This window comes from Polaromonas aquatica (genome assembly GCF_050626995.1).
GTDB lineage: Bacteria > Pseudomonadota > Gammaproteobacteria > Burkholderiales > Burkholderiaceae_C > Polaromonas > Polaromonas aquatica_A.
This window is the reverse complement of record NZ_CP192467.1, coordinates 1,657,885-1,683,278: the sequence shown is the minus strand read 5'-3', so window position 1 is coordinate 1,683,278 and position 25,394 is coordinate 1,657,885. Positions and strand designations below refer to the sequence as shown.

32 protein-coding genes are annotated in these 25,394 nt (G+C 60.5%); 25 read left to right on the top strand and 7 right to left on the bottom strand.

From position 1 onward, the window contains the following. Position 1: 1 nt before the first annotated feature. Positions 2–637 carry a MarC family protein gene (locus ACQ4MS_RS08085; RefSeq protein ID WP_431098929.1) on the bottom strand — a complete coding sequence of 212 codons (636 nt, stop codon included), beginning with the start codon at positions 635–637 and terminating at the stop codon, positions 2–4. A 161-nt stretch (positions 638–798) separates the two neighbouring features. Then, positions 799–1,545, bottom strand: a complete 747-nt coding sequence (locus ACQ4MS_RS08080; protein WP_431098928.1) for an SDR family oxidoreductase — start codon at positions 1,543–1,545, stop codon at positions 799–801. A gap of 364 nt (positions 1,546–1,909) precedes the next feature. Here ACQ4MS_RS08080 and ACQ4MS_RS08075 point away from each other — a divergent pair, with 364 nt between their 5' ends. From ACQ4MS_RS08075 to ACQ4MS_RS08060, 4 genes are all read left to right on the top strand, one after another. Next, positions 1,910–2,518, top strand: a complete 609-nt coding sequence (locus ACQ4MS_RS08075) for a 2-hydroxychromene-2-carboxylate isomerase (RefSeq protein WP_431098926.1) — start codon at positions 1,910–1,912, stop codon at positions 2,516–2,518. A gap of 69 nt (positions 2,519–2,587) precedes the next feature. Next, positions 2,588–3,277: a dienelactone hydrolase family protein gene (locus ACQ4MS_RS08070; protein WP_431098925.1), complete on the top strand. Its 690-nt coding sequence runs from the start codon at positions 2,588–2,590 to the stop codon at positions 3,275–3,277. Between the two features lie 2 nt (positions 3,278–3,279). Further along, entirely contained in the window at positions 3,280–4,194 is a 915-nt protein-coding gene (locus ACQ4MS_RS08065) for an amidohydrolase (protein ID WP_431098924.1), read from the top strand. Positions 4,195–4,325: 131 nt separating this feature from the next. Continuing rightward, positions 4,326–4,988, top strand: a complete 663-nt coding sequence (locus ACQ4MS_RS08060; protein ID WP_431098923.1) for a glutathione S-transferase family protein — start codon at positions 4,326–4,328, stop codon at positions 4,986–4,988. A gap of 27 nt (positions 4,989–5,015) precedes the next feature. Here ACQ4MS_RS08060 and ACQ4MS_RS08055 read toward each other — a convergent pair whose 3' ends face one another. The 4 genes from ACQ4MS_RS08055 to hemB all read right to left on the bottom strand — a co-directional run bounded on the left by ACQ4MS_RS08055 (position 5,016) and on the right by hemB (position 8,644). Next, on the bottom strand, positions 5,016–5,561 hold the full coding sequence (locus ACQ4MS_RS08055; RefSeq protein WP_431098922.1) for a DUF1003 domain-containing protein: 546 nt from the start codon (positions 5,559–5,561) through the stop codon (positions 5,016–5,018). 39 nt (positions 5,562–5,600) lie between these two features. Continuing rightward, positions 5,601–6,359, bottom strand: coding sequence for a DUF72 domain-containing protein (locus ACQ4MS_RS08050; protein WP_431098920.1), 759 nt, complete (start codon positions 6,357–6,359; stop codon positions 5,601–5,603). 48 nt (positions 6,360–6,407) lie between these two features. Further along, positions 6,408–7,523, bottom strand: a complete 1,116-nt coding sequence (locus ACQ4MS_RS08045) for a magnesium transporter CorA family protein (protein WP_431098918.1) — start codon at positions 7,521–7,523, stop codon at positions 6,408–6,410. Positions 7,524–7,627: 104 nt separating this feature from the next. Then, positions 7,628–8,644 carry a porphobilinogen synthase gene (gene hemB / locus ACQ4MS_RS08040; RefSeq protein WP_431098917.1) on the bottom strand — a complete coding sequence of 339 codons (1,017 nt, stop codon included), beginning with the start codon at positions 8,642–8,644 and terminating at the stop codon, positions 7,628–7,630. A 426-nt stretch (positions 8,645–9,070) separates the two neighbouring features. Here hemB and ACQ4MS_RS08035 point away from each other — a divergent pair, with 426 nt between their 5' ends. The 21 genes from ACQ4MS_RS08035 (at position 9,071) to ACQ4MS_RS07935 (ending at position 24,666) form a co-directional block, all read left to right on the top strand. Beyond that, positions 9,071–9,499 carry a CopD family protein gene (locus ACQ4MS_RS08035; protein WP_431098916.1) on the top strand — a complete coding sequence of 143 codons (429 nt, stop codon included), beginning with the start codon at positions 9,071–9,073 and terminating at the stop codon, positions 9,497–9,499. Positions 9,500–9,679: 180 nt separating this feature from the next. Then, positions 9,680–10,774 carry a VanZ family protein gene (locus ACQ4MS_RS08030; protein WP_431098914.1) on the top strand — a complete coding sequence of 365 codons (1,095 nt, stop codon included), beginning with the start codon at positions 9,680–9,682 and terminating at the stop codon, positions 10,772–10,774. 67 nt (positions 10,775–10,841) lie between these two features. After that, positions 10,842–11,180 (top strand): (2Fe-2S) ferredoxin domain-containing protein, encoded by a 339-nt coding sequence (locus ACQ4MS_RS08025; RefSeq protein WP_431098912.1) that lies wholly within the window; start codon positions 10,842–10,844, stop codon positions 11,178–11,180. 120 nt (positions 11,181–11,300) lie between these two features. Continuing rightward, positions 11,301–11,942 carry an alpha/beta hydrolase gene (locus tag ACQ4MS_RS08020; protein ID WP_431098910.1) on the top strand — a complete coding sequence of 214 codons (642 nt, stop codon included), beginning with the start codon at positions 11,301–11,303 and terminating at the stop codon, positions 11,940–11,942. 61 nt (positions 11,943–12,003) lie between these two features. Next, the gene (locus tag ACQ4MS_RS08015) at positions 12,004–13,221 is read left to right on the top strand and encodes a D-alanyl-D-alanine carboxypeptidase family protein (RefSeq protein WP_431098909.1); all 1,218 of its coding nucleotides are present in this window, start codon (positions 12,004–12,006) and stop codon (positions 13,219–13,221) included. A gap of 477 nt (positions 13,222–13,698) precedes the next feature. Further along, complete coding sequence (rpsL, locus tag ACQ4MS_RS08010) at positions 13,699–14,076, top strand: 30S ribosomal protein S12 (protein ID WP_092130055.1); 378 nt, start codon at positions 13,699–13,701, stop codon at positions 14,074–14,076. A 226-nt stretch (positions 14,077–14,302) separates the two neighbouring features. Continuing rightward, a complete protein-coding gene (gene rpsG, locus ACQ4MS_RS08005; RefSeq protein WP_011481226.1) occupies positions 14,303–14,776 on the top strand; it encodes a 30S ribosomal protein S7 in 474 nt (157 codons plus the stop codon). Positions 14,777–14,996: 220 nt separating this feature from the next. Continuing rightward, complete coding sequence (gene fusA / locus ACQ4MS_RS08000; RefSeq protein ID WP_431098907.1) at positions 14,997–17,099, top strand: elongation factor G; 2,103 nt, start codon at positions 14,997–14,999, stop codon at positions 17,097–17,099. Positions 17,100–17,246: 147 nt separating this feature from the next. Continuing rightward, on the top strand, positions 17,247–18,437 hold the full coding sequence (gene tuf, locus ACQ4MS_RS07995) for an elongation factor Tu (protein ID WP_431094472.1): 1,191 nt from the start codon (positions 17,247–17,249) through the stop codon (positions 18,435–18,437). A 24-nt stretch (positions 18,438–18,461) separates the two neighbouring features. Continuing rightward, on the top strand, positions 18,462–18,776 hold the full coding sequence (rpsJ, locus tag ACQ4MS_RS07990; protein WP_007838118.1) for a 30S ribosomal protein S10: 315 nt from the start codon (positions 18,462–18,464) through the stop codon (positions 18,774–18,776). A gap of 215 nt (positions 18,777–18,991) precedes the next feature. Then, positions 18,992–19,675, top strand: a complete 684-nt coding sequence (gene rplC, locus ACQ4MS_RS07985; protein WP_431098903.1) for a 50S ribosomal protein L3 — start codon at positions 18,992–18,994, stop codon at positions 19,673–19,675. Further along, positions 19,675–20,295 carry a 50S ribosomal protein L4 gene (gene rplD, locus ACQ4MS_RS07980; protein WP_011481230.1) on the top strand — a complete coding sequence of 207 codons (621 nt, stop codon included), beginning with the start codon at positions 19,675–19,677 and terminating at the stop codon, positions 20,293–20,295. The genes rplC and rplD overlap by 1 nt, the downstream gene beginning before the upstream one ends. Further along, positions 20,292–20,627, top strand: coding sequence for a 50S ribosomal protein L23 (gene rplW / locus ACQ4MS_RS07975; RefSeq protein ID WP_431098901.1), 336 nt, complete (start codon positions 20,292–20,294; stop codon positions 20,625–20,627). Before rplD ends, rplW begins: the two co-directional genes overlap by 4 nt. Further along, positions 20,627–21,451: a 50S ribosomal protein L2 gene (gene rplB, locus ACQ4MS_RS07970; protein WP_431098899.1), complete on the top strand. Its 825-nt coding sequence runs from the start codon at positions 20,627–20,629 to the stop codon at positions 21,449–21,451. Before rplW ends, rplB begins: the two co-directional genes overlap by 1 nt. A gap of 9 nt (positions 21,452–21,460) precedes the next feature. Continuing rightward, a complete protein-coding gene (gene rpsS / locus ACQ4MS_RS07965) occupies positions 21,461–21,739 on the top strand; it encodes a 30S ribosomal protein S19 (protein ID WP_007866503.1) in 279 nt (92 codons plus the stop codon). A gap of 9 nt (positions 21,740–21,748) precedes the next feature. After that, the gene (gene rplV / locus ACQ4MS_RS07960; RefSeq protein ID WP_007866508.1) at positions 21,749–22,078 is read left to right on the top strand and encodes a 50S ribosomal protein L22; all 330 of its coding nucleotides are present in this window, start codon (positions 21,749–21,751) and stop codon (positions 22,076–22,078) included. Positions 22,079–22,090: 12 nt separating this feature from the next. Then, a complete protein-coding gene (rpsC, locus tag ACQ4MS_RS07955; protein ID WP_431098896.1) occupies positions 22,091–22,996 on the top strand; it encodes a 30S ribosomal protein S3 in 906 nt (301 codons plus the stop codon). Positions 22,997–23,020: 24 nt separating this feature from the next. Next, positions 23,021–23,437 carry a 50S ribosomal protein L16 gene (gene rplP / locus ACQ4MS_RS07950; protein WP_122954483.1) on the top strand — a complete coding sequence of 139 codons (417 nt, stop codon included), beginning with the start codon at positions 23,021–23,023 and terminating at the stop codon, positions 23,435–23,437. Positions 23,438–23,449: 12 nt separating this feature from the next. Further along, positions 23,450–23,659 (top strand): 50S ribosomal protein L29, encoded by a 210-nt coding sequence (rpmC, locus tag ACQ4MS_RS07945; protein WP_431098894.1) that lies wholly within the window; start codon positions 23,450–23,452, stop codon positions 23,657–23,659. Beyond that, the gene (rpsQ, locus tag ACQ4MS_RS07940) at positions 23,656–23,925 is read left to right on the top strand and encodes a 30S ribosomal protein S17 (protein ID WP_431098893.1); all 270 of its coding nucleotides are present in this window, start codon (positions 23,656–23,658) and stop codon (positions 23,923–23,925) included. Before rpmC ends, rpsQ begins: the two co-directional genes overlap by 4 nt. A 234-nt stretch (positions 23,926–24,159) precedes the next feature. Further along, entirely contained in the window at positions 24,160–24,666 is a 507-nt protein-coding gene (locus ACQ4MS_RS07935) for a peroxiredoxin (protein ID WP_431098892.1), read from the top strand. A 182-nt stretch (positions 24,667–24,848) separates the two neighbouring features. Here ACQ4MS_RS07935 and ACQ4MS_RS07930 read toward each other — a convergent pair whose 3' ends face one another. Continuing rightward, on the bottom strand, positions 24,849–25,337 hold the full coding sequence (locus ACQ4MS_RS07930; RefSeq protein WP_431098891.1) for a GNAT family N-acetyltransferase: 489 nt from the start codon (positions 25,335–25,337) through the stop codon (positions 24,849–24,851). Positions 25,338–25,394 lie beyond the last annotated feature (57 nt).

The window sequence follows — 25,394 nt, the reverse complement described above, 5'->3', positions numbered from 1 at the left end:
TTCAGGAGCGGAGCAGTATCGGAAAGAGCTTGCCCAACCCGCCGGCCATCACCTCCACAGCCAGCGCGGCGAGGATCAGGCCCATCAAACGCGTCATGACGTTGATGCCGGTCTTGCCCAGCACGCGGGCAATCGGTTCGGCCAGTGAAAAGCTGACGGCGGTGACCAGCGCAATCACCACGCCGTAGCCGACCAGCGCAGCGACTTGAAGGGCCGTCTGGGCCTTCTCGGCATAAATCACCACCGTTGACATGGTGGCCGGACCGGTCAGCAGCGGGATGGTCAGCGGAACCACCGCGATGCTGGCGCCGCGTGCGGCCTTTTCTGCGCCGTCTTCCATTTCATTGGTCAGTGGTTTGGCTTCAGCGGGTTGCGCATTCAACATGTTCATCGAGCTGATCAGCAGCAGCATGCCGCCGCCCACCTGGAAGCTTGCCAGCGAGATGCTAAAGAAGTCGAGGATCTGCAGCCCCAGCACTGCGCTGATGGCAATGACAATAAACGCCGAGAAGGCCGCAACCAGAATGGTGCGGCGGCGTTGCTCGTCGGAAAACCCCTGGGTGTAATGAATGAAAAACGGCACGATGGCCAGCGGGTTGACGATGGCCAGCAGCGTGACAAGCGGTTTGAAATCCATCGGTCTTCCTTAATGACAACTCAAGCGGCAGCGCGAACCTGTTGCTCCACCGGCCCGCCTTGCTTATGCCAGCATGAGCCGCGGAACTGGCTTTGCCAGGCCGCAGGCGGGCGGCCCCCTCGGGGGCAGCGACCCACACGAAGTGGGGAAGCGTGGGGGCTCTACCTCCCCCCGGAAACATCCAGGAATGCGCCGGTTGTGTAGCCCGCATTGTCTCCCAGCAGCCAGACAATCGACTCGGCCACTTCATCGGCGGTGCCGGGCCGCTGCATGGGCACCTGCGGCGCCATCTCGCGGGCCCGGTCGGGCAGGCCACCCGAGGCGTGGATGTCTGTGTCGATGATGCCGGGGCGCACGGCGTTCACGCGAATGCCTTCGGTGGCGACTTCCTTGGCCAGCCCGACGGTGAAGGTGTCGATGGCACCCTTGGCGGCCGCATAGTCCACATACTGGCCCGGCCCGCCCAGGCGCGCCGCGACGCTGGAGAGGTTGACGATGGCGCCGCCCGCGCCGCCGTAACGTGTGCTCATGCGTTTGACGGCTTCGCGTGCGCAGAGGAATGAGCCGAACACATTGATCTCGAACATGCGCCGCAGCCGCTCAAGGGTCATGGCGTCGACGCGGGTGGTGCTGTCGACCACGCCCGCGTTGTTGACCAGGCCGTCCAGCCGGCCCAGTTTGGCGTCGACTTTTTCAAACATGGCCAGCACCTGCGCCTCATCGGCCACGTCGGCCTGCACCGTGATGGCCTGGCCGCCGCCCTGGCGGATCTGCCGCACCACCTCGTCGGCTGCCAGCGAGTTGCTGGTGTAGTTGACGGCCACCGCCCAACCCTGGCGTGCCGCGAGCAGGGCGCTGGCGGCGCCTATGCCGCGCGAGCCACCTGTGATCAGAAGAACTTTTGACAAACCGGACCTCCTGCAGAAAATGGCAATCCCGGGTAAAAACGGGGATTGCATCGGGCCAATGTACTTGAACAGGCCTTAAGAACCTGTTTACGATCTAAACGGAGCCGCGTTGGGGTGCAATCGGGATGAGTGGGCCGACCGGGAACGCCGCATGGGCTCATGCCCATGCAAGGGCTCGGGTGGCTCAATCGCCCGATTTCACCCCAACCCGGAGGGCAAGTACCTTCTCGGGCGGTCTGCGGCGTTGCGGCGCTAACCCATAGCGGTGCTATGGGCAGCGCGCCGCGCCTTGCATCCCATCCCGGGAAGGTGCTTGCGCGGCCCCGTTTAGATCGTAAACAGGTTCTACAAACCGGAGACGATCATGAGCACCGTTGTGGATTATTACTTTACGCCGCAAAGTCCATGGACTTATCTGGGCCACGAACGTTTTGCCCAGATCGCCCGCGCGGCGGACGCCGTGGTAAATGTGCTGCCCATCGACTTGGGTGGCAAGGTGTTTCCCATCTCGGGCGGGTTGCCGCTGGGGCAGCGCGCGCCGCAGCGCCAGGCTTACCGCCTGCTGGAATTGCAGCGCTACTCAGACTACCTGCATGCACCGCTGAACCTCAAGCCCAAATATTTCCCGGTGTCCGGCGACGAAGCCTCGCGCCTCATCATTGCGGTGAACCTGCACGACGGCCCTGAAGCCGCGATGAAGATCGGCGGCGCCATCTTCAGCGCCGTGTGGGTGCGCGAGCGCCACATCGCCGATGAAAAAGTGCTGGCCGAGCTGCTCGCCGGATGCGGCTTGCCTGCCGAGCGGCTGGAACAGTCCTTCAGCCAGGCGGTGCAGGAGCGCTATGAGGCCAATACCCAGCAGGCGATTGACGCGGGCGTGTTCGGCGCGCCCAGTTATGTCGTGGACGGTGAGCTGTTCTGGGGCCAGGACCGGCTTGATTTCGTGGAGCGCAAACTCCGGGGATCCGCTTGAAGTTGGGCAACGCCGCAACTGCCGCCATTTCATAGACCGCATTCTTTTTGTCGAAGGAGCATCCACACCATGGGCCAATTCATCCAGCTTACCGCCGCCGACGGCTTTGCCGTGCCGGCTTATGTTGCACAACCCGCAGGCAAACCGCGCGGCGGCATCGTTGTTGTGCAGGAAATTTTCGGTGTCAACTCGCACATCCGCGGTGTCACGGACCGTTTTGCGGCGGAAGGCTACCTGGCGGTGGCGCCTGCCACGTTTGAGCGCGTCAAACCCGGCGTCGACATGGGCTACAGCGAGGCGGACATGAAAGCCGGCTTCGAGTTGAAAACCGCCGTCAGCGCGTTACCGGGCGCCGGTGTTCTGCAGGACATCCAGGCGGCAATTGATCACGCGGCGAAGGCGAGTGGCGGCAAGGTAGGCATCATCGGGTTTTGCTGGGGCGGCCTCTTGACCTGGCGTGCGGCCTGCCTGCTCAACGGCCTGTCCGCAGCCATTCCCTACTATGGGGGCGGCATCACGGCCGAGGAGGAAATCGGGCGCCAGCCCAAGTGTCCCGTCATGGCCCACTTCGGCGACCAGGACCACTGGATTCCGATGGATGGGGTTGAGGCCTTCCGCAAGGCGCACCCGGAAGTCGAGGTGCATGTGTACCAGGCCAACCACGGTTTCAACTGCGACCAGCGCGGCTCGTACAACGAAGCGGCGGCAAAGCTGGCGCGTGAGCGTTCGCTGGCGTTTTTTGCCGCCAAGCTGGCCTGATCATGCATTTTGTCTCCGGATTCAAGCCTTTTCTGGTCGTAGCCCTTTTCGAATGTGTGCGAGTAGCTATCGTTTTGATAGCGTTTTCGGCGACTGCGCGAGCGGCCGACTACGCCGGTCCATTGTTTGACACGCACCTGCACTACAACGAAGAGGCCTGGAACGGCAACAGTGGTCCGCATGCGCCGGCAGATGTCCTGGCCCGCATGAAGCGTAACGGAGTCAAGGCCATCGTGGCCAACTCGCGGCCCAATGACGGCACGAAGTCGCTGGCCGCCATGCGGGAAACCCGTCAGGCCGGCGTGACGGTGGTGCCTTTCATCCGCCTGTACCGCAACCGCGCCGACTACGACAACTGGTTTCGCGACGAATCCATTTACGAGATGGTGCAGGCCGAGTTTGCCCGCGGCGTCACGGGCGACCAGGCCGGTCCCTACAAAGGCATCGGCGAATTCCACCTCTACGACAGCGCCAACGCCAACGGCCCGGTGGCCCAAAAACTGATCCAGTTCGCCGCAAAGAACAAGCTGGCGGTGCTCTCGCATGTGGACGACACGGCGATTGACCTGCTGATGGCCCATGCCGCCCATGTGCGGCTGATCTGGGCGCATACCGGCATCGGTGGCGCTCCCGTGGCGCGGGTCGATGCACTGATGGGCAAGTACCCGCAGCTCATGGGAGAGCTGTCGTATCGCCCAGGCCTGACGTGCGAAGACGGCAAGCTGTGTCCCGAATGGCGCGCACTGCTGCTTAAATACCCCGGCCGTTTCATGATCGGCTCCGATACCTGGGTCAACCAGCGCTGGCTTTATTACGACGACCTCATGAAGGGATACCGCACCTGGCTGGGCGACCTGCCCGCCGACGTGGCCCGCAAGATCGCCTGGGGCAATGCCGCCGGCATCTTTGGCCTGTAAAACCACCCCCGCCCAGGCTCACTGTGTAGCCTGTTGCCCACGCCAGGGACGGCGCCTGCCGCTTGGCGAAGCCGGTCCCGCAGCACCTTGCTTGCAGATGTGGAGAATGAGCCTGCGGCAAAATGCGCAAGATGTACAAACTCCATTTCTCCCCCAGTTCCGCCGCCATGGCGCCTCATATCCTGCTCCAGGAACTGGGTGTGCCGTTTGAAAAAGTCCTCGTCGACACCAGCACGGGCGCGCACCGCTCGGAGGCTTACCGCAAGCTCAATCCCAACGGTCTGATCCCGACGCTGGTCGATGGCGACCTGGTGCTGTATGAAACCGCCGCGATCTGCCTGCACCTGTGTGATTCCCATCCCGAGGCGGGCCTGGCCCCTGCTGTGGGTAGCACGGAGCGCGCGCATTTCTACAAATGGTTGATCTGGCTGACCAACACCGTGCAGTCCACTTTGATCATTTACTTCTACACCGACCGCTGGATGAGCCCCGGCAACAGCGCCGGTGTTGCCGAACTCAAGTCGCATGCGGAAGCCAAGGTCGGCCTGATGCTGGACCAGCTGGACGCAGAGCTGGCAAGGCTTGAAAAAAATCATGGCCAACCCTGGCTGCTGGGTGCGAAGTATTCGGCCGTGGATATCTATGCGCTGACGCTGTGCCGCTGGACGCGCAACTTTGCGTCGTCACCGGCGCGCAACCGCCCTCATCTCGGCCCTTACCTGGAGCGGGCGCTGGCGCGCCCTGCCGTGATCCGGGCATTCAAGGACGAAGGCTTGGCCCAACCCTGGGTCTGAGCGCCAGGGAGTGAGGGTGCCTGGCGTTCACCGCTGCGGGTTTTCACGTTGCGCCTGTTCGATCTGGGCAACCAGTTTTTCGGGATCGGTATTTTCCTTGAGGACGGGGATCTCCGGATCGCCTTCAATGTTGGCGCCTACCTTTTTGGCGATGCGCTCCAGGATCTGGATCATTTTGGTGTTTTCCTGTTCGGTCAGCAGGTTGATCTGCAGGTCAAGCTGGTTGCGCCTGTCGCTGACGCGCAATTCATAGTTCTGGCTGATGAGGATGAAAGACGAGAGGAAGATGGCTTCCAGCGATACCACCAGCGTCAGGAAGGTAAAGGGATAGGGATCAAAATGCGCCAGCCCCGGCCATGAATTGAAGCTGATCCAGGACGCAAACGCGGCCACGTGCATCCAGACAAAAGGCATGGAACCACAAAAGCCGGCAATAAAAGCGGCCATGCGGTCGGCCCGGCTGCGATTGGCCATGGCGGTTTCTTCCACCCGCCGCATGGCTTCGACGTTTTCCCGTGTCAGGTCGTCGGCACCGTTTGCTTTCGGGGTCTTCCTGGCGGACTGCTTTCTCATGGGACATCCTTTCCTGGGCGCTGCCTGCCCCGGGGTGGATCAGCTTCGTGCCAGCTTCCCGGTGAGGCGCAGCGCGTCAGGCACCGCGGCGCCGCTGGCTGTATTGTCAAAGATGCACCAGGCGCAAGCGTCAGACGCCGCCGCAAGCTCAAGCCGGACGGCAAGCGCATTCAGCACATCAGGGGCATACGCTGAGTAATACATGTGCGGCGACCCGTGCAGCCGTACGTAGACCAGGCCGGGGTCGCCGCCTGGCCGGCTGGCTGCGTCAAACATTACCGGGTCGGCCAGGACGCGGGCCACCTTCATGGCCTTGAGCAGGTCGTCGGCCGCCGAGGTAAACCAGCTCGCATGGCGCGGCTCCAGCGCAACCCCGCCGGCATGACGCTGCCGCAGCGTGGCAAGAAAGCCCGCGGCAACTTCCACATCAAAAACCAGGCTGGGCGGCAGCTGTACCAGCAGGCAACCGAATTTGTCGCCAAGGCAGCCGGCCTGTTCCAGGAATGTATCAAGCAAGGCACCGCAGTGGCGCAGCCGAAGCTCGTGCGTGATGGCCTTGGGCAGCTTGACGGAAAAACGGAAGTGCGCCGGCACGGCGCTCGCCCACCGTGCGTAGGTAGACGGCTGGTGCGGGCGATAGAAAGAAGAATTGATCTCGACCGCGTTGAAGCGGGCTGCGTAACGCTCGAGATGGCTGCCCTCTGGAGGGAATTCCGGCCAGGTGTCCCGCGGCAGGCTCCAGCCTGCACAGCCAACCTTCACGCTGTAGGCATTGCTGGGGCGGGCTTCGGACTGCATGGCGGGGATCGCGGCAGTAGTTGGCAGGAACTGTTGGGGGCCGTCGTGTCAGCGGCGCGTCCTGGCCAGGTATTGCTTGCGCCAGAACACCGTCACAACCACCACGACGAGCATGATCATGAACCCGAAAGTCCACCAGAAGCCAGCGGGGGAGCGGATAAAGGGCATGAACTCGAAATTCATGCCGAAGAAACCTGTGATCAGGTTTAGTGGCAGGAAGATGGCGGTGAGCGCCGTGAGCGTACGCATGATGTCGTTGGTGCGGTTGCTCTGCGCCGAAAAATGCATCTGCACCGCGGTTTCGGCGCTTTGTTCCATACGCCGCACATGGTGCACCACCCGCTCGATGTGTTCGAGCACATCGCGCGAACGCACCTTGAGCAGCTCGCGCTCGCGCAGCGCGGCGGGCGTGCCGCCCTCGGGCCAGGTTTCGATGGAATCGATCCAGTCCTGCACGGCCGAGCGCTGGTCTTCGCAGATCTCGTCCAGTTGGTGCATGGCCAGCCGCGCGTCGAGCACCGAACTCCAGTTGGTAAAGCGGGTGCCGGGTTTGAGCAGTTCGGCCTGCCAGTGGTCGAGCTGGCGCGTGAGCTCGCGCCGCAACTCAAGGTAGCCGTCCACCATCTGGTTGACGATACGCAGCATCACGTCGGCGGGGCTGGCGGGCAGCTTGACGCCGCTGGAGCGCGACTCGGCCGTGGTGGCATTCAGTAGCCTGGCCGCATACGCGTCGCGCACCGCGCAGTCCGTGGGGTGCACGGTCAGCAGCAGCTGGTCGAACACGGCAAAGCCGACCGGGCTGGTATCAATGCGCTTGAGCACCGGCGGGCCGCTGCGCTTCATGCGTTCGTGCAGCGGTTGCCCGGGCGCGCTGAGGTCGGTTTCGGTTTGGCCAGCGGCCAGGCGACGGAACACCAGGATGTCGTACTGCGAGGTGTAGTCGTAATGTGAGGGCAGCTGGTTGTTCAGCAGGTCGGCCACATGCAGGTCCACCAGTTGGGTGCCGCACAGCAGTTGCAGGCTGGCCTGGATCTGCGCCTGCAGCACCTCGAACTCGCGTCGCGCGCAGGCGACCCAGACAAATCCCTGCGCTGGCAATGCGGTTGGCAGGGCATCGGTCTCGGTGATGCCCTGGTTGCCGGAAGTGATGGTGAAAACGCGCATGAAAGACCTTTTGCCCGGGATTTAAGTATCAGATCGGCACTTGGCCCAATAAGAATCGGCGCGAACAGCTATCATTTTAATAGCGGTTGGCGCGCCGCCTGGCGTCAGGCCTGCCGCAGCTTCCTGGCGGCGTCGATGGCGAAGTAGGTCAGCACGCCATCGGCGCCGGCGCGCTTGAAGGCCAGCAGGCTTTCCATCATGACGGCGTCATGGTCCAGCCAGCCATTCTGCGCGGCGGCCTTGATCATGGCGTACTCGCCGCTGACCTGGTAGGCGAAGGTCGGCACACCGAACGCGTCCTTCACACGGCGCACCACGTCCAGATAGGGCATGCCGGGCTTGACCATCACCATGTCGGCGCCTTCGGCGATGTCCATGGCCACCTCGCGCAGCGCTTCCTCGCTGTTGCCGGGATCCATCTGGTAAACCTTTTTGTCGGCCTTGCCCAGGTTGCCGGCGGAGCCGACCGCCTCGCGGAAAGGGCCGTAAAACGCGCTGGCGTACTTGGCGCTGTAGGCCATGATGCGGGTGTGGATGAGTTTTTTGGCTTCCAGCGCCTGGCGGATGGCGCCGATGCGGCCGTCCATCATGTCGCTGGGTGCAACCATGTCCACACCGGCCTCGGCCTGGCACATGGCTTGCCGCACCAGCATCGCCACTGTCTCTTCATTGAGGATGTAGCCGTTGTCATCGGGCAGGCCGTCCTGGCCGTGCGTGGTGAAAGGATCCAGCGCGACATCGGTCATCACGCCCAGGCCGGGGAAGTTTTTCTTGAGTTCGCGGACGACGCGCGGAATCAGTCCATCGGGGTTGGTGGCTTCGACGCCGTCATAGGTTTTGAGCGATGCGTCCACCACTGGAAACAGCGCCATGACCGGGATGCCCAGCTTCACGCATTCCTCCGCAACCGGCAGCAAGAGATCAATGCTCAGTCTTTCGACGCCTGGCATGGACGCCACTGGCTGGCGCTGCTGTTTGCCGTCTACCACGAACACCGGGTAGATCAGGTCGTGGGCGGTGAGCGCATGCTCGCGGACCAGGTTGCGGGTGAAGGCATCACGGCGTAGGCGCCGGGGGCGGCCTGCGGGGAAGGGCGCAAAGTTGGGAGCATGCAATGTCATGCGCAAATTGTGCCAAAGCTTTATGAATAGCCCGGAAGTATTTGGCCGGGATTTGGCAGGGCGGCGTTGCCGTGAAAGCCTTCCAGCCTTACAGGAAGTTTCTTAGGTTGCTTAGAAAATTATTGCCAAGGCCGGAGGGCCGTGGTTAAAATTAATACGTGTGGTTACCAATTTGGTGGCTGCATCCCGCTTTTCCTCCCTGAGCGGGGCCTTTGCGTGTGACAGCAAAAAGGCTTAACAGCCCGGTGGCTTCATGCCTCCGGGCATTTTTTTGCCCCGACGCATTCATGCTTGCCCACGCAGCACGCGACAGCTCTTGAGGCCAGCAGGGGCCGCGGAACCGGCTTAGCCGGGCCGCAGGCGCAGCGCCCCCTCGGGGGGCAGCGCATTACACGAAGTGAAAAGCGTGGGGGCTAAACTCTGTGGATGCTCTGGGTCAAATCACTCCACATCGTTTTTATCGCCAGCTGGTTCGCGGGGCTTTTTTACCTGCCGCGGATCTTTGTGAACCTGGCGATGGTGCCGCCGGAGAGCGTGGCGGAGCGCGAACGGTTGATTTTGATGGCGCGCAAGCTCATGCGTTTCACCACCATCCTGGCGGTGCCCGCGCTGGGCTTTGGCCTCTGGCTGTACCTCGGTTACGGCATAGGCCGTGGACCGGGCAACGGCTGGATGCATGCCAAGCTGGCCGTCGTGGTGCTCTCGATCGGCTACCACCACGCCTGCGGCCGCCTGCTGGCAAAGCTCGTCGCCAACCGCAGCACCCGCAGCCACAAGTGGTTTCGCTGGTTTAACGAAGTGCCGGTGCTGTTGTTGTTAGCGGCAGTCATCCTGGTAGTGGTCAAGCCTTTCTAAGGTCACACGGGCAGAGCAGTGAACAACGAGCCCTCCCCCCATCCAGCAGACGCGGGCGAACCGGCTTCGCCGGGCGCCTCGCGTCGCCCCCTGCAAGGGGGGAGGGAACTACACGCAGCGCAGCGGAGTGAGGACAACGGGGGTGTGCCAACAACTCAGCGTAGTGAGAACGATAGGGGTGTGCATAAGACCACCGCCTGGCCTCTGGCGCTGGCAACCGTTTGCCTCGTCATCTATGCAAGCCTTTACCCCTTTGCCGACTGGCGCGACCAAGGCATTTCGCCGCTCAGGTTCCTGACCGCACCGCTGCCGCAGTACTGGACCGGGTTCGACGTAGGCGCCAACCTGATGGGTTATGCGCCGCTGGGGTTCCTGCTGGCGCTGTCGGCATTGCGCAGCGGGCGTGTTTCCTGGGCCGTCACGGTGGCGGTGCTGCTCAGCATGCTGTTGTCGCTGTTGATGGAGACGCTGCAAAGTTACCTGCCGTCCCGCATCCCTTCCAATGTCGACCTGGTGCTCAATACGGCCGGCGCGTGGCTGGGTGCGTGCTGCGCGTGGGCGCTGGAGAAAGCCGGTTTTGTGGATCGCTGGAGCCGCTTTCGGGGGCGCTGGTTTGCGCAGGATGCGCGCGGGGCACTGGTGCTGCTGTTGCTCTGGCCGCCGGCGCTGCTGTTTCCTGCCTCGGTGCCGCTTGGGCTGGGCCAGGTCTTTGAGCGGCTGGAGCTGGCGCTGGCCGAGGTGCTGGCCGACACGCCTTTCCTGGAGTGGATGCCCATGCGCGACATCGAGCTGCAACCGTTGGTGCCGATTGCCGAATTGCTGTGCGTGGCCCTGGGCGCACTGATTCCCTGTCTGCTGGGTTATTGCGTGATCCGCACGCTCTGGCAGCGTGCGGCATTCTCAGCGGCCATCATCACCGTCGGCATCGCCGCGTCGGCGCTGTCTGCAGCGCTGAGCTACGGCCCGGACCACGCCTGGGCCTGGCTGGACCTGCCGGTGCAGGTGGGGATCGGGTTTGCGGTTGTGCTGGCGGCGGCGCTGCTGCCGGTGCCGCGCCGCGGCGCGGCGGCGCTGGCGCTGCTGGCGCTCACTGCGCACCTGGGACTGCTCAACCAGGCGCCCGCAGACCCGTACTTTGCGCAAACGCTGCAGACCTGGGAGCAGGGCCGCTTTATCCGTTTTCACGGCCTGGTGCAGTGGCTGGGCTGGCTCTGGCCGTATGCAGCTTTGCTCTATGTGTTGCTGCGACTTTCGGGCCGTGAGGCGCGGCGCTGAACAAGCGCTGACATGGCGCCAACCCGGGTGAAGCATGGGGAACGCAACAATCCTCTAAAGTTACGGCATGCCAGAACAAAACTCTTACTACGAACGCCATGTTTTCTTTTGCCTGAACCAGCGCGCCAACGGCGAAGACTGCTGCGCCGACCATCGGGCGCAGGAAGGCTTTGACCGCTGCAAATCCCAGGTGAAAGTTGCGGGGCTGGCCGGTCCGGGCAAGGTACGGGTCAACAAGGCCGGGTGCCTGGACCGCTGCGCAGGCGGCCCAGTGGCCGTGGTCTATCCCGAAGCCGTCTGGTACACCTACGTGGACGCCAGCGACATTGATGAAATCGTCGAGTCGCACCTGAAGAACGGGAAAGTCGTCGAACGCCTGCGGCTTCCCGCGCACATTGGGCGCTAGGCCGGTGCCCGAGGCAGTGTCGCTGCTTCTAGAATTGCATTTTTTAGCCCTCTAGCCCAATAAAGTAGGGCGTAAGCAGCTCCTTATTTGATAGCAATCTGTTTGAATGGATCCGTCACAGTGAATTCGCAAACCCGCAAGTCGATCATCCAGGGCACCGCCGGCGCGATTGAAATTGCCATGGACCTTCCCGCTGGTGAGTCACGCGGCGTGGCGGTCATTGCGCATCCGCACCCGCTGTTCGCGGGCACCATGGACAACAAGGTGGTGCAGACAATGGCCCGGGCCTTTGTGCAATGCGGGTGGACCGCCGTCCGGTTCAACTTTCGCGGTGTGGGCGGCAGTGCCGGCAGCCATGACGAAGGCCGGGGCGAGCTTGAGGATCTTCTGGCGGTGGTGGAGCACGCCGCGCCGGCCGCGGCCGCGCACCCGCTGGCGCTTGCCGGGTTTTCGTTCGGTGCATTTGTCACTACCCATGCCTTCGAGCGCCTGGGTGCCAGCCGTGCCATTGAAAAGCTGGTGCTGGTCGGAACCAGCGTCACCCGCTCGCCTGCTGCGCCCATTGACGCGGCCGCGCATCTGAAAACCCTGGTGGTGCATGGCGAGCAGGACGACACCGTGCTGCTGTCCGCCGTGCTGGACTGGGCGCGGCCCCAGGCACTGCCTGTTACCGTTGTGCCTGGGGGCGGCCATTTCTTTCATGGACAATTGCCCCTGCTGAAAAACCTGGTGGTTCGCCACCTTTCATCGCCAGCCGCCTGACTTCCCCGGCCCGCCCGGATTTTTTCCGTTTGTTACCCCACCTCCCACTGACATCTCCAACATGCATTGCTCACTCAAGGCCTCCCGCGCCGTCCAGGGCCTGCGCGGTTTCGCCGCCACCCTGATACTGGTTTTTTCCGTTGCGCTGCCAGTGGCGCACGCCCAGGTGCCGCAACCTCCTGAAATTGCCGCGCGTTCTTACCTGTTGCTGGACGTGACAGCCAACCAGATCCTCGCGGCCAAGGACATTGACTCGCCCATCGAGCCGGCGTCGCTGACCAAGCTGATGACCGAGTACCTGGTGTTTGATGCGCTCAAGTCCAAAAAAATCGATCTGAAGCAGACCTTCCCCGTCAGCGAGCGCGCCTGGAAGATGCCGGGTTCGCGCATGTTCATTGACCCGAAGATGCAGGTGCCTGTGGAAGACCTGATCAAAGGCATGGTGGTGCAGTCCGGCAACGACGCAACGATGGCGTTGGCAGAAGGCGTGGGCGGATCGGCCGAAAATTTTGTCCGCCTCATGAACGAGCAGGCCAAGGCACTGGGCATGAAGTCCACGTCCTATAAAAACCCGGAAGGCCTGACCGAACCCGGCCACACGACCACCGCGCGCGATCTGAGCATCCTGTCCACCCGCCTGATGCAGGATTTCCCCGATTACATCGGCTACTCGGCCATCAAGAAATACCGCTATCCGGGAACCCCGGCGGCCAACGACACCAATCGCAATACCCTGCTGTTCCGCGATCCGACGGTGGACGGCCTCAAAACCGGCCATACGGACGCCGCCGGTTATTGCATGATCGCCACCGCAAAGCGCGACTTCCCCAATCTGGGCGCGGCCGGCGCACCAGGCCCACGCCGGTTGCTGGTCATCGTGCTGGGCACCGCCAGCGACAGCGCTCGTGCCAATGAGTCGCAGAAACTGCTGAACTGGGGTTATACGGCCTATGAGGCGGTGAAGCTGTTCGATGCAGGCCAGGCCGTTGTCACCCCGTCGGTCTGGAAAGGCACCTCTTCGACGGTGAAGCTGGGCCGTCCGCAGGCCATCGTGGTGGCCGTCGCTGCCGGCAGTGCCGCCAGGGTCAAAACTCAGGTGGCGCGCCCCGATCCACTGGTGGCTCCGTTTGCCAAGGGCCAATCCCTTGGCATGCTGAAGGTCAGCCTGGGCGACAACCCTGCCCCTGTGGCAGAAGTGCCGCTGGTAGCACTGGAAGCAGTGGATGAGGCCGGCATCCTGGGCCGCGCCTGGGACGCCATCCGCCTGTGGATTAAATAAGACGCATGGCTGGCGGCTCCGGGACGGGGCTTTAGTGGTCCTTCCCGCGACCTCACAGCCCGCTATACATATATATCTAGCGGATCCGGGCAACTCCAGACATTCTGGTTGCTGGCTGAAGGCTGGGTCTAGTACTAGGGAAAGATGAAGGTGCGCCAGAAAACGCCCTGACGTCCCCGGTGCAACGCCGCCTTTTCGCAACCTTCAAAGCCATTTGAAGTAAGTCCAATCCGCTATGGGCGTTTATGGACTGGCTGTGCGCCGTCCGCGAAGTACTTGTTCGGAGTGGGCGCTAACATCAGTTCCTGGGGCGCGAAACTCTCCTTGTACCGAGGTTCCCGCGGCCAATTGCGTAATCTGCTTGAGGGATTCCCCTATCCGGTTTATACTAGAAGGCTTTTCCGCTTTCACGGCGGGAAATATTTGTGGCCGTATCAACACGGTAAATCAGTTTTCAGACGTTTAGGGACGTTTTCAATGCCAACCATTAATCAGTTAGTCCGTCAGGGGCGCGAGGTCGAAAAGATCAAGTCCAAGAGCCCTGCGATGGAAAATTCTCCGCAGCGCCGCGGTGTGTGCACCCGTGTGTACACCACGACGCCTAAAAAGCCCAATTCCGCTCTGCGTAAGGTTGCCAAGGTGCGCCTGACCAACGGTTTTGAAATCATTTCCTACATCGGCGGCGAAGGCCACAATCTGCAGGAACACAGCGTGGTGCTGGTTCGCGGCGGTCGTGTCAAGGACTTGCCCGGTGTGCGTTACCACATCGTCCGTGGTTCGCTCGACTTGCAAGGCGTGAAAGACCGCAAGCAGTCGCGCTCCAAGTACGGCGCGAAGAAGCCAAAGGCCAAATAAGCCAACCGGCTCGGGTTGTCTCTTCACTGAGAGCTCGCGCCAGAAGAAGTTGTCACAGAAGCCTGTGATAGTTCCTTCAAAACAAGGTGTTTCATTCGCCCTGGCAGGTGTCTGAAACGAAGTGACCCAAGTGCAAATAGTTGCACCGGTCGAGTAAGTGAGGGTTTTGATAACTCTCGCGGTGTTGTCCAAAAGGCAATGCCAACTGAAGCAAAGAGGTAAAAAAATGCCACGTCGTCGCGAAGTCCCTAAACGTGAAATTCTTCCTGATCCAAAATTTGGCGATGTTGATCTCGCCAAGTTCATGAACGTGATCATGCAAGGCGGCAAGAAGGCCGTCGCAGAGCGCATCATTTATGGCGCGCTCGACTTCATCGAGAAAAAGAACCCCGGCAAAGATCCGCTCGAGGCTTTCCACATGGCCATCGGCAATATCAAGCCCATGGTTGAAGTGAAGTCCCGCCGCGTCGGCGGCGCCAACTACCAGGTGCCGGTTGAAGTGCGCCCTGTCCGCCGCATGGCTCTGGCCATGCGCTGGTTGAAAGAAGCCGCCAAGAAGCGCGGCGAGAAGTCGATGTCCCTCCGTTTGGCCAATGAGCTGATGGAAGCGACCGAAGGCCGTGGCGGCGCCATGAAAAAGCGTGACGAAGTTCACCGCATGGCAGAAGCCAACAAGGCGTTCAGCCACTTCCGCTTCTAATTTTCGATTGCAGTATTGACTGCGCCGAACTGACGGGTTGCCGGGTGGTTTCAGGGTAATTACCTTGATTGCCACCGGTTCAACCCCAATTCCTGTCAGCCGGATGTGATGCATGACATCGCTCTCCGGCCGGCAGACGCGTAGAAAAGATGAGAGATGCCCGGGTTGCGGGCAGTCTTTCAACGAGTCTTTGTTCGTAACCCCGAACTGAAAGTAATTTATGTCCCGCGCTACCCCCATTCAAAACTACCGCAACATTGGTATCTCCGCGCACATCGATGCAGGCAAGACCACCACCACCGAGCGGATCCTTTTTTACACCGGCGTGAACCACAAGATTGGTGAAGTTCACGACGGCGCGGCCACCATGGACTGGATGGAGCAAGAGCAGGAGCGCGGCATCACGATTACTTCCGCTGCCACCACCTGCTTCTGGAAAGGCATGGACACGTCCCTGCCTGAGCACCGCATCAACATCATCGACACCCCGGGCCACGTGGACTTCACCATCGAGGTGGAGCGTTCCATGCGCGTGCTTGACGGCGCTTGCATGGTGTATTGCGCCGTGGGCGGCGTTCAGCCCCAGTCTGAAACCGTCTGGCGCCAGGCCAACAAGTACAAGGTTCCCCGCCTCGCGTTTGTCAACAAGATGGACCGCACCGGTGCGAACTTCTTCAAGGTCGTTGAGCAGATGAAGCTGCGCCTGAAGGCCAGCCCTGTGCCTATGGTGATCCCCATCGGCGCTGAAGAAAACTTCACCGGCGTGGTCGACTTGCTGAAAATGAAGGCCATCATCTGGGACGAAGCCTCGCAAGGCATGAAGTTCACCTACAGTGACATCCCTGCCGAGCTCGTCGAGCTGGCCAAGGAATGGCGCGAGAAGATGGTCGAGGCTGCGGCCGAGTCGTCCGAAGAGCTGATGAATAAATACCTGGAAGAAGGCGACCTGACCGAAGCTGAAATCAAGCTGGGCATCCGCACGCGTACCATCGCCAGCGAAATCCAGCCGATGTACTGCGGCTCCGCGTTCAAGAACAAGGGTGTGCAGCGCATGCTGGACGCCGTGATTGAATTCATGCCCTCGCCGGTGGATATTCCGCCTGTAAGCGGCACGGACGAAGACGAAGCACCCGTCACCCGCAAGGCTGACGACGAAGAGAAGTTCTCCGCATTGGCTTTCAAGCTAATGACCGACCCGTTCGTGGGCCAGCTGACCTTCGTGCGTGTGTATTCCGGCGTCCTGAAAAAAGGCGACAGCGTCTACAACCCGGTCAAAGGCAAGAAAGAGCGCATCGGCCGTATCGTGCAGATGCACGCCAACAACCGTGAAGAAGTCAGCGAAATCCGCGCCGGCGACATCGCTGCCTGCGTGGGCCTCAAGGACGTGACCACCGGCGAAACCCTGTGCGACCCAGATGCCATCGTCATGCTTGAGCGCATGGTGTTCCCTGAGCCCGTGATTACACAGGCAGTGGAACCCAAGACCAAGGCCGACCAGGAAAAAATGGGTATTGCGCTGCAGCGCCTCGCGCAGGAAGATCCTTCTTTCCGTGTCAAGACCGACGAAGAGTCCGGCCAGACCCTGATCGCCGGTATGGGCGAGTTGCATCTGGAAATTATTGTTGACCGCATGAAGCGCGAATTCGGCGTGGAAGCCAACGTGGGCAAGCCGCAAGTGGCTTACCGCGAAACCATCCGCAAGACCGTGGAAGACGCCGAAGGCAAGTTCGTTCGCCAGTCCGGCGGCAAGGGCCAGTACGGCCACGTCGTGCTCAAGATCGAACCCAATGAAATGGGTAAAGGCATCGAGTTCATCGACGCCATCAAGGGTGGTGTGGTTCCTCGCGAATACATTCCTGCGGTCGAAAAGGGTATCAACGAAGCCGTCACGTCTGGCGTGCTGGCCGGCTATCCGGTGGTCGACGTCAAGGTGACGCTGCACTTCGGTTCGTACCACGATGTGGACTCGAACGAACTCGCGTTCAAGATGGCTGCCATCTTCGGTTTCAAGGAAGGCTGCCGCAAGGCCGGCCCGGTGATTCTGGAGCCCATGATGGCCGTGGAAGTTGAGACGCCTGAAGACTACGCTGGTAACGTGATGGGCGATCTGTCCTCACGCCGCGGCATGGTGCAAGGCATGGAAGACATGGTCGGTGGCGGCAAGGCCATCAAGGCAGAAGTGCCGTTGTCCGAAATGTTCGGTTATTCGACCACGCTGCGTTCGATGTCGCAGGGTCGTGCTACCTACTCGATGGAGTTCAAGCACTACTCTGAAGCCCCGCGCAACGTGTCGGAAGCCATCATGGCTTCGCGCGCCAAGTAAATAACGTTCGCTGCCGGTCCCGGATGGGATTGGCAGCTTTTTTCCTTGTCTGCGATTGTGTGCCACTTCGTGCCCGTGCGAAGTGAATCAGCAACACAGTGCAGACGTTAAACCGTACACGGGCATGTTCTTTATCTGGAGAGAAAAATGGCAAAAGGCAAATTTGAGCGGACCAAGCCGCACGTCAACGTCGGCACGATTGGCCACGTGGACCATGGCAAGACGACGCTGACGGCGGCGATCACGACCGTACTGGCATCCAAGTTCGGCGGCGAGGCCAAGGGTTACGACCAGATTGACGCGGCTCCTGAAGAAAAAGCGCGCGGCATTACCATCAACACCGCTCACGTCGAGTACGAGACGGCCAACCGCCACTACGCCCACGTGGACTGCCCAGGCCACGCCGACTATGTGAAAAACATGATCACCGGCGCAGCCCAGATGGACGGCGCCATTTTGGTGTGCTCGGCCGCTGACGGCCCCATGCCCCAGACCCGCGAGCACATCCTGCTGGCCCGTCAGGTGGGTGTTCCTTACATCATCGTGTTCCTGAACAAGTGCGACATGGTCGACGACGCCGAGCTGCTCGAACTCGTTGAAATGGAAGTGCGCGAGCTGCTCGACAAATACGACTTCCCCGGCGACAAGACCCCAATCATCCACGGCTCAGCCAAGCTGGCCATGGAAGGCGACAAGGGTGCCTTGGGCGAAGAGGCCATCATGAAGCTGGCCGAAGCTCTTGACACCTACATCCCCCTGCCAGAGCGTGCAGTGGACGGCGCCTTCCTGATGCCCGTGGAAGACGTGTTCTCCATCTCCGGCCGCGGCACCGTCGTGACCGGCCGTGTCGAGCGCGGCATCATCAAGGTCGGCGAAGAAATCGAGATCGTCGGTATTGCTGACACGCAAAAGACCACCTGCACCGGCGTGGAAATGTTCCGCAAGCTGCTCGACCAGGGCCAGGCCGGCGACAACGTCGGTATCCTCCTGCGCGGCACCAAGCGCGAAGACGTGCAGCGCGGCCAGGTGCTGTGCAAGCCCGGCTCCATCAAGCCGCACACGCACTTCACCGGCGAGATCTACGTTCTGAGCAAGGACGAAGGCGGCCGCCACACGCCTTTCTTCAACAACTACCGCCCCCAGTTCTACTTCCGCACGACGGACGTGACCGGTGCGATCGAGTTGCCAGAAGGCAAGGAAATGGTCATGCCAGGCGACAACGTGTCGATCACCGTCAAGCTGATCAACCCGATCGCCATGGAAGAAGGTCTGCGCTTTGCCATCCGCGAAGGCGGCAAGACCGTCGGCGCCGGCGTCGTGGCCAAGATCATTGCGTAATTCTGTAAATCTTAAGGAATTACCATGGCCACCAAGCAAAAAATCCGCATCCGCCTGAAGGCGTTTGATTACAAGCTGATCGACCAGTCGGCAGCTGAAATCGTTGATACCGCGAAGCGTACCGGCGCGATTGTCAAGGGCCCCGTGCCTCTGCCAACCCGCATGAAGCGTTTCGACATCCTGCGTTCGCCCCACGTCAACAAGACGAGCCGCGACCAGTTGGAAATCCGTACGCACCAGCGTCTGATGGACATCGTGGACCCTACGGACAAAACCGTGGACGCCCTGATGAAGCTCGACCTGCCGGCCGGCGTGGACGTCGAAATCAAGCTGCAGTAAGCAAAAATCGGGGTTTCGGCCACAAACCAGGCCCCAAATCGACAGGTTTTAGCCCGGGTTTGCCATTTTCGGCGGCCTGGGCTATACTCTTGGGCTGTCCTTTGCATGTTGGCTTCGTGTCTGCATGGATGGGGCGGTTTTATTAACTGTCTTTCACATCAAAACGTCTGCGGCCAATTGAAGTCGCAGCGGTGAAAGTTACGAAAGAACACATCATGAGTCTGAGCAACTCCCTCGGGTTGCTGGGCCGCAAAGTTGGCATGATGCGTCTGTTCACGGATGATGGGGACACAGTTCCTGTCACCGTGGTGGATGTATCCAACAACCGCGTGACCCAGGTTAAAACCGAAGCAAATGACGGCTACGATGCCCTTCAAGTGGCATTTGGCGCGCGCAAAGCATCGCGCGTGACCAAGCCGGCCGCCGGCCACCTTGCGAAAGCAGGCGTTGAAGCTGGTGAAATCCTGAAAGAATTCCGCGTGACGGCTGACGTCGCAGGCAAATACGCTGCCGGTACTGTTGTGCCTGCAGCCGACGTGTTTGCCGTGGGCCAGCTGGTGGACGTGCAAGGCACCTCCATCGGTAAAGGCTACGCCGGCACCATCAAGCGCCACAACATGAGCTCGCAGCGCGCGTCGCACGGTAACAGCCGTTCGCACAACGTTCCCGGCTCCATTGGTATGGCGCAGGATCCTGGCCGTGTGTTTCCTGGTAAGCGCATGACGGGCCATCTGGGTGACGTCACCGTAACCACGCAAAACCTGAACATCGTGCGCATCGACGAAGCCCGTCAGCTGCTGATGATTCGCGGCGCTGTGCCTGGTTCCAAAGGCGGTTTTGTCACGGTTCGTGCCGCGATCAAGGCCAAGACCACCACCGCTGCTAAAGGAGCGAACTGATGCAGGTCGAACTCCTGAATGACCAAGGTCTGGCTTCGTCCAAAGTGGACGTGCCTGATACTGTGTTTGGTCGCGAATACAACGAAAGCCTGATTCATCAGGTGGTCGTGGCCTTCCAGGCCAACGCCCGCCAAGGTACCCGGGCACAGAAGGACCGTGAGCAGGTCCGTCACTCGACCAAGAAGCCTTTCAAACAAAAGGGAACCGGTCGTGCACGTGCTGGTATGACGTCTTCGCCACTGTGGCGCGGCGGCGGTCGTATCTTCCCGAACATGCCTGACGAAAACTTCACGCAGAAGATCAACAAGAAGATGTATCGCGCCGGCATGGCGTCGATCTTCTCGCAACTCGCGCGCGAAGGCCGCCTGGCTGTGGTTGATTCCCTGGCTGTGGATTCACCCAAGACCAAGGTCCTGGCTGACAAATTCAAGGCCATGAACCTCAACTCGGTGCTGGTCATCGCTGATGTGGTTGATGAAAACCTTTACCTGGCTTCCCGCAACCTGGTGAACATCCTCGTGGTTGAACCCCGTTACGCCGATCCGGTGTCGCTGGTTCACTACAAGAAGGTTCTGGTCACCAAGGCCGCCATGGACCAACTCAAGGAGATGTTCGCATGAGCGTCCGTAACCCATCTTCTCCAAAACTGAAATTCGACGAAGGCCGTCTGATGCAGGTTCTGGTCGCTCCCATCGTGTCTGAAAAGGCCACGATGATTGCAGACAAGACCAATGCCGTGACCTTCAAGGTGCTGCAGGACGCAACCAAATTTGAAATCAAGGCTGCCGTGCAGCTGATGTTCAAGGTGGATGTCCAGTCGGTCGCCGTCCTGAACATCAAAGGCAAGACCAAGCGCTTTGGCAAATCCGTCGGCCGCCGCGACAATATTCGCAAGGCCTATGTGACGCTCAAGCCAGGTCAAGAGCTCAACCTCGGTGGGGAGTCTGCGTAATGGCTGTCATTAAAATGAAACCCACCTCCCCCGGCATGCGCGGGATGGTGAAGATCTCCCGGGATCACCTGCACAAGGGTGAGCCTTATGCGCCGCTGTTGGAGCCACAATTCCAGAAGTCCGGCCGTAACAACAACGGGCACATCACAGTTCGCCACAAGGGCGGTGGTCACAAGCATCACTACCGTGTGGTCGACTTCAAGCGCAACAAGGACGCCATTCCGGCCAAGGTCGAACGCATCGAGTACGACCCCAACCGCACGGCCCACATTGCACTGCTCTGCTACGCCGACGGCGAGCGCACCTACATCATCGCCCCCCGTGGCCTTGAAGTCGGCGCCACGCTGGTCAGCGGTTCGGAAGCGCCGATTCGCGTCGGCAACACGCTGCCTATCCGCAACATTCCTGTGGGTTCCACCATCCATTGCATCGAGATGCAAATCGGCAAGGGCGCGCAAATCGCCCGTTCCGCCGGCACCTCGGCAACGCTGCTGGCCCGCGAGGGTACCTACGCCCAGGTGCGTATGCGTTCCGGTGAAGTTCGCAAGATCCACATCGAATGCCGCGCCACCATCGGTGAAGTCGCCAACGAAGAACACAGCCTGCGCCGTCTCGGCAAAGCCGGTGTGAAGCGCTGGATGGGTATCCGCCCAACCGTCCGCGGTGTGGTGATGAACCCGGTTGACCACCCGCACGGCGGTGGTGAAGGCAAGACCGGCGAAGGCCGCCATCCTGTCGACCCATGGGGTAACCTGACCAAGGGCTACCGCACCCGCAACAACAAGCGCACGCAAGTGATGATTGTTTCGCGTCGCAAGAAGTAAGGCTAACCCATGACACGTTCACTCAAAAAAGGTCCGTTTGTCGACCATCATTTGGTAGCAAAAGCCGACAAGGCCGTTACCAACAAGGACAAAAAGCCGATCAAGACCTGGTCGCGTCGCTCCATGATCCTGCCCGAGTTCATCGGCCTGACCATCGCCGTCCACAACGGCAAGCAGCACGTACCTGTCTACATCACCGATCAAATGGTTGGCCACAAGCTGGGCGAGTTCGCACTCACCCGGACTTTCAAAGGTCATCCGGCTGATAAAAAAGTTGTGAGAAAGTAAGGAAAGACCATGGAAACACGTGCAACCCTCCGGGGCGTTCGTCTGTCGGTCGACAAGGGCCGTCTGGTCGCTGACCTGATCCGCGGCAAGAAAGTGGATCAAGCCCTCAACATCCTGAATTTCACGCAGAAAAAAGCTGCTGGAATCATCAAGAAGGTTGTGGAGTCCGCCATCGCCAACGCTGAACACAACGATGGTGCCGACATCGACGAGTTGAAGGTGAAAACCATCTACGTCGAACAAGGCGCCACGCTCAAGCGTTTCTCCGCGCGCGCAAAAGGCCGCGGCAACAGCATCAGCAAGCCTACGTGCCATGTGTACGTGGTGGTTGGCAACTAAAGGCAGCAGGATATGGGACAAAAAATCAACCCAACCGGGTTTCGCCTTGCAGTTAGCCGCAACTGGGCAAGCCGCTGGTACGCAAGCAACCGAGACTTCGCCGGCATGCTGGCTGAAGACATCAAGGTCCGCGAATACCTCAAGGCCAAGCTCAAGAGCGCCGCGGTTTCGCGCGTTCTGATCGAGCGGCCTGCCAAGAACGCCCGCATCACGATTTTCTCGGCACGTCCGGGCGTTGTGATCGGCAAAAAAGGCGAGGACATCGAGAACCTCAAGAAAGAACTGAGCCGCCAGCTGGGCGTGCCGGTCGCCGTGAACATCGAAGAAGTTCGCAAGCCTGAAATTGATGCCAAGCTCATCGCAGACAGCATCACCCAGCAGCTTGAAAAACGCATCATGTTCCGCCGTGCGATGAAGCGCGCCATGCAAAACGCCATGCGTCTGGGTGCCCTGGGCATCAAGATCATGTCGTCCGGCCGCCTCAACGGTATTGAAATCGCTCGTTGCGAGTGGTACCGCGAAGGTCGCGTGCCCCTTCACACCCTGCGCGCCGACATCGACTACGGCACCTCCGAAGCCAAGACCACCTATGGTGTGATCGGCGTCAAGGTCTGGGTCTACAAGGGCGACACGCTGGGCCGCAACGATGCGCCTGGTGCCAAGATGGTGGAAGTGCCTGACGAAGAACGCAAGCCGCGCGGCCCACGCCGTGATGCCCGTCCTGGTGATCGTCCAGGCAACGACCGTCCCGCTCCACGGGGTGCCCGCGCGCCACGCGGTGCGACCAACACCGCTCCGGCGGATGGAAGCGACAAGCCGGCTGAAGCTACCCCTGGTAGCGAAGCCCCGAAAACCACCGTTAAGCGCGTCCGTAAAGCCGCGCCAGCTGCAGCAGCTGACGGTGCCAAGACCGAGTAATCGGTCTATTAACGGAGAATCAAAATGCTGCAACCCGCTCGCAGAAAATACCGCAAAGAGCAAAAGGGCCGTAACACCGGCATCGCAACCCGGGGTTCCTCGGTTGCGTTCGGTGACTTCGGTCTCAAATGCACTGACCGTGGCCGTCTGACGGCCCGTCAAATTGAAGCCGCACGCCGTGCGATTTCCCGTCACGTTAAACGTGGCGGCCGTATCTGGATCCGTGTCTTCCCGGACAAGCCGATTTCCCAAAAGCCCGCCGAAGTGCGTATGGGTAACGGTAAAGGTAACCCAGAGTACTACGTGGCTGAGATCCAGCCGGGCAAGATCGTCTTTGAAATCGTTGGCGTGCCTGAAGAGCTGGCCCGCGAAGCGTTTCGCCTGGCTTCTGCCAAGCTGCCGCTGCGCACCACCTTCGTCAGCCGCATGATCGGCCAGTAAGGGGAAATGACAATGACCAAATCTACTGAACTGCGCCAAAAAGACGTTGCCGGCCTGAAAACCGAAGTCAAAGAGCTGCAAAAAGCCCACTTTGGCCTGCGTATGCAAAAAGCCACGCAGCAACTGACCAACCTGTCCACGCTGCGTTCCACACGCCGCAGCATCGCTCGCGCCAAGACTATCCTGGCCGAAACCATCGTCAAGCAAGGAGCCAAAAAATGACGGAAGCTAAAAAATCCCTCAAGCGCACCTTGATCGGCAAGGTGGTCAGCGACAAGCGCGCCAAGACCGTGACGGTTTTGGTTGAGCGTCGCGTGAAGCACGAGCTGTACGGCAAGATCGTCTCGCTGTCCAGCAAGTACCACGCCCATGACGAAAAGGGCGAGTACAAGATGGGTGACATGATCGAAATCACCGAAAGCCGCCCGATCTCCAAGACCAAGAACTGGGTTGTGACCCGTCTGGTTGAAAAGGCTGCGATCGTTTAGGCCTTGAGTTCAAGCTCAGGCTGACTTCGGTCACGCTCTCATAAACGGCTCACTTCGGTGGGCCGTTTTTGTTTGTGCATCCGTCATGGGCAGCGCGCATGTCATCAGGCTTTGCAGGTTCATGCATGACCTTTATGCCCAGGCCGCTTTTTGCCTAGTGAGCACACGCTAGCTGCCTCCGCACTACACTTCGGGGGTTGATTTCCAACCTATTATTCTTTTGAGGAGCACACCATGATCAAAGTAGGCGACACCCTTCCGGCCACCACGCTGATGGAATTTTCCGAAGTCGAGGGCAATGGCTGCAGCATCGGCCCCAACCCGGTTGATGTAGCCAAGGCCTCGGCTGGCAAGACCATTGCATTGTTTGCCTTGCCTGGCGCGTTCACGCCAACTTGTTCTGCCAAGCATGTGCCCGGCTACCTGGAAAAATTTGCCGAATTCAAGGCTGCGGGTGTTGATGAGATCTGGTGTCTGAGCGTGAATGATGCATTTGTCATGGGTGCCTGGGCACGTGACCAGAAGACTGGTGAGAAGGTGCGCATGCTGGCCGATGGCAGTGCAGATTTCGCGAAGGCCACCGGCCTGACACTGGACCTGACAGCGCGCGGCATGGGCCTGCGCAGCAACCGCTACTCCATGCTGGTCAAGGATGGAAAGGTTGCCAGCCTCAATGTCGAAGGCCCCGGAAAATTTGAAGTGAGCGACGCAGCCACGCTGCTTGCACAAGCCAGGGGCTGAGTGCGCCGCCTATGGATCGCCAGTTTTCAGTGCGGCGATTCGGTAAAAAAGCCACCGTGCATTCGCCGGTGGCTTTTTTTGATCCCACCTTCACCGCCAGCCAGCCTGCGGATGCCGGGCAAAGCTTGCTATAAATTCGGGAGCTGCTCATGCCCAATTTGAAAGGGCTAGACGCAGATTTCTTATAAATCCACCTTGAGGTAGTGGGCGCCCGGTATTGGGTTGTGGTAATAAGGAGGGATCTCCGCAAAGCCCAGCTCGGCATAGAGGGCGCGTGCCGATTCCATGTCGTCCAGCGTGTCCAGCAGCACGGAGCTGTAGCCCGCTACACGCGCAGCGTCCAGAATGGCTTCGGCCAGTTGCCGGCCCAGGCCCAGACGCCGAAACGGCTTGCGCACATACAGCCGTTTCATTTCTGCGGCGTTCGGGTAGTCGACAGAGTCCACGGCGCGCAGTGCACAGCAGCCGGCAATTTCACCATCCACAAGTGCCAGCAACAGAGCGCCCTCAGGTTCGTCGTATTCACCGGGGAGCTCGGCCAGCTCAGCTTCAAAGTTCTGGAAGCACAGGTCAATACCCAGCTGCTCCGCGTACTCGCGAAAGATCAGCCGCGTGGCTGCCAGTTGATCTGGCGTGTCAGGCGTGACGAACTGGATGGAGGGGCGTTGCACGGAGTCGGCGGCAAAGAGTCGATAACCAGTTTACCGTGATTTGCAGCCACGGTTGGC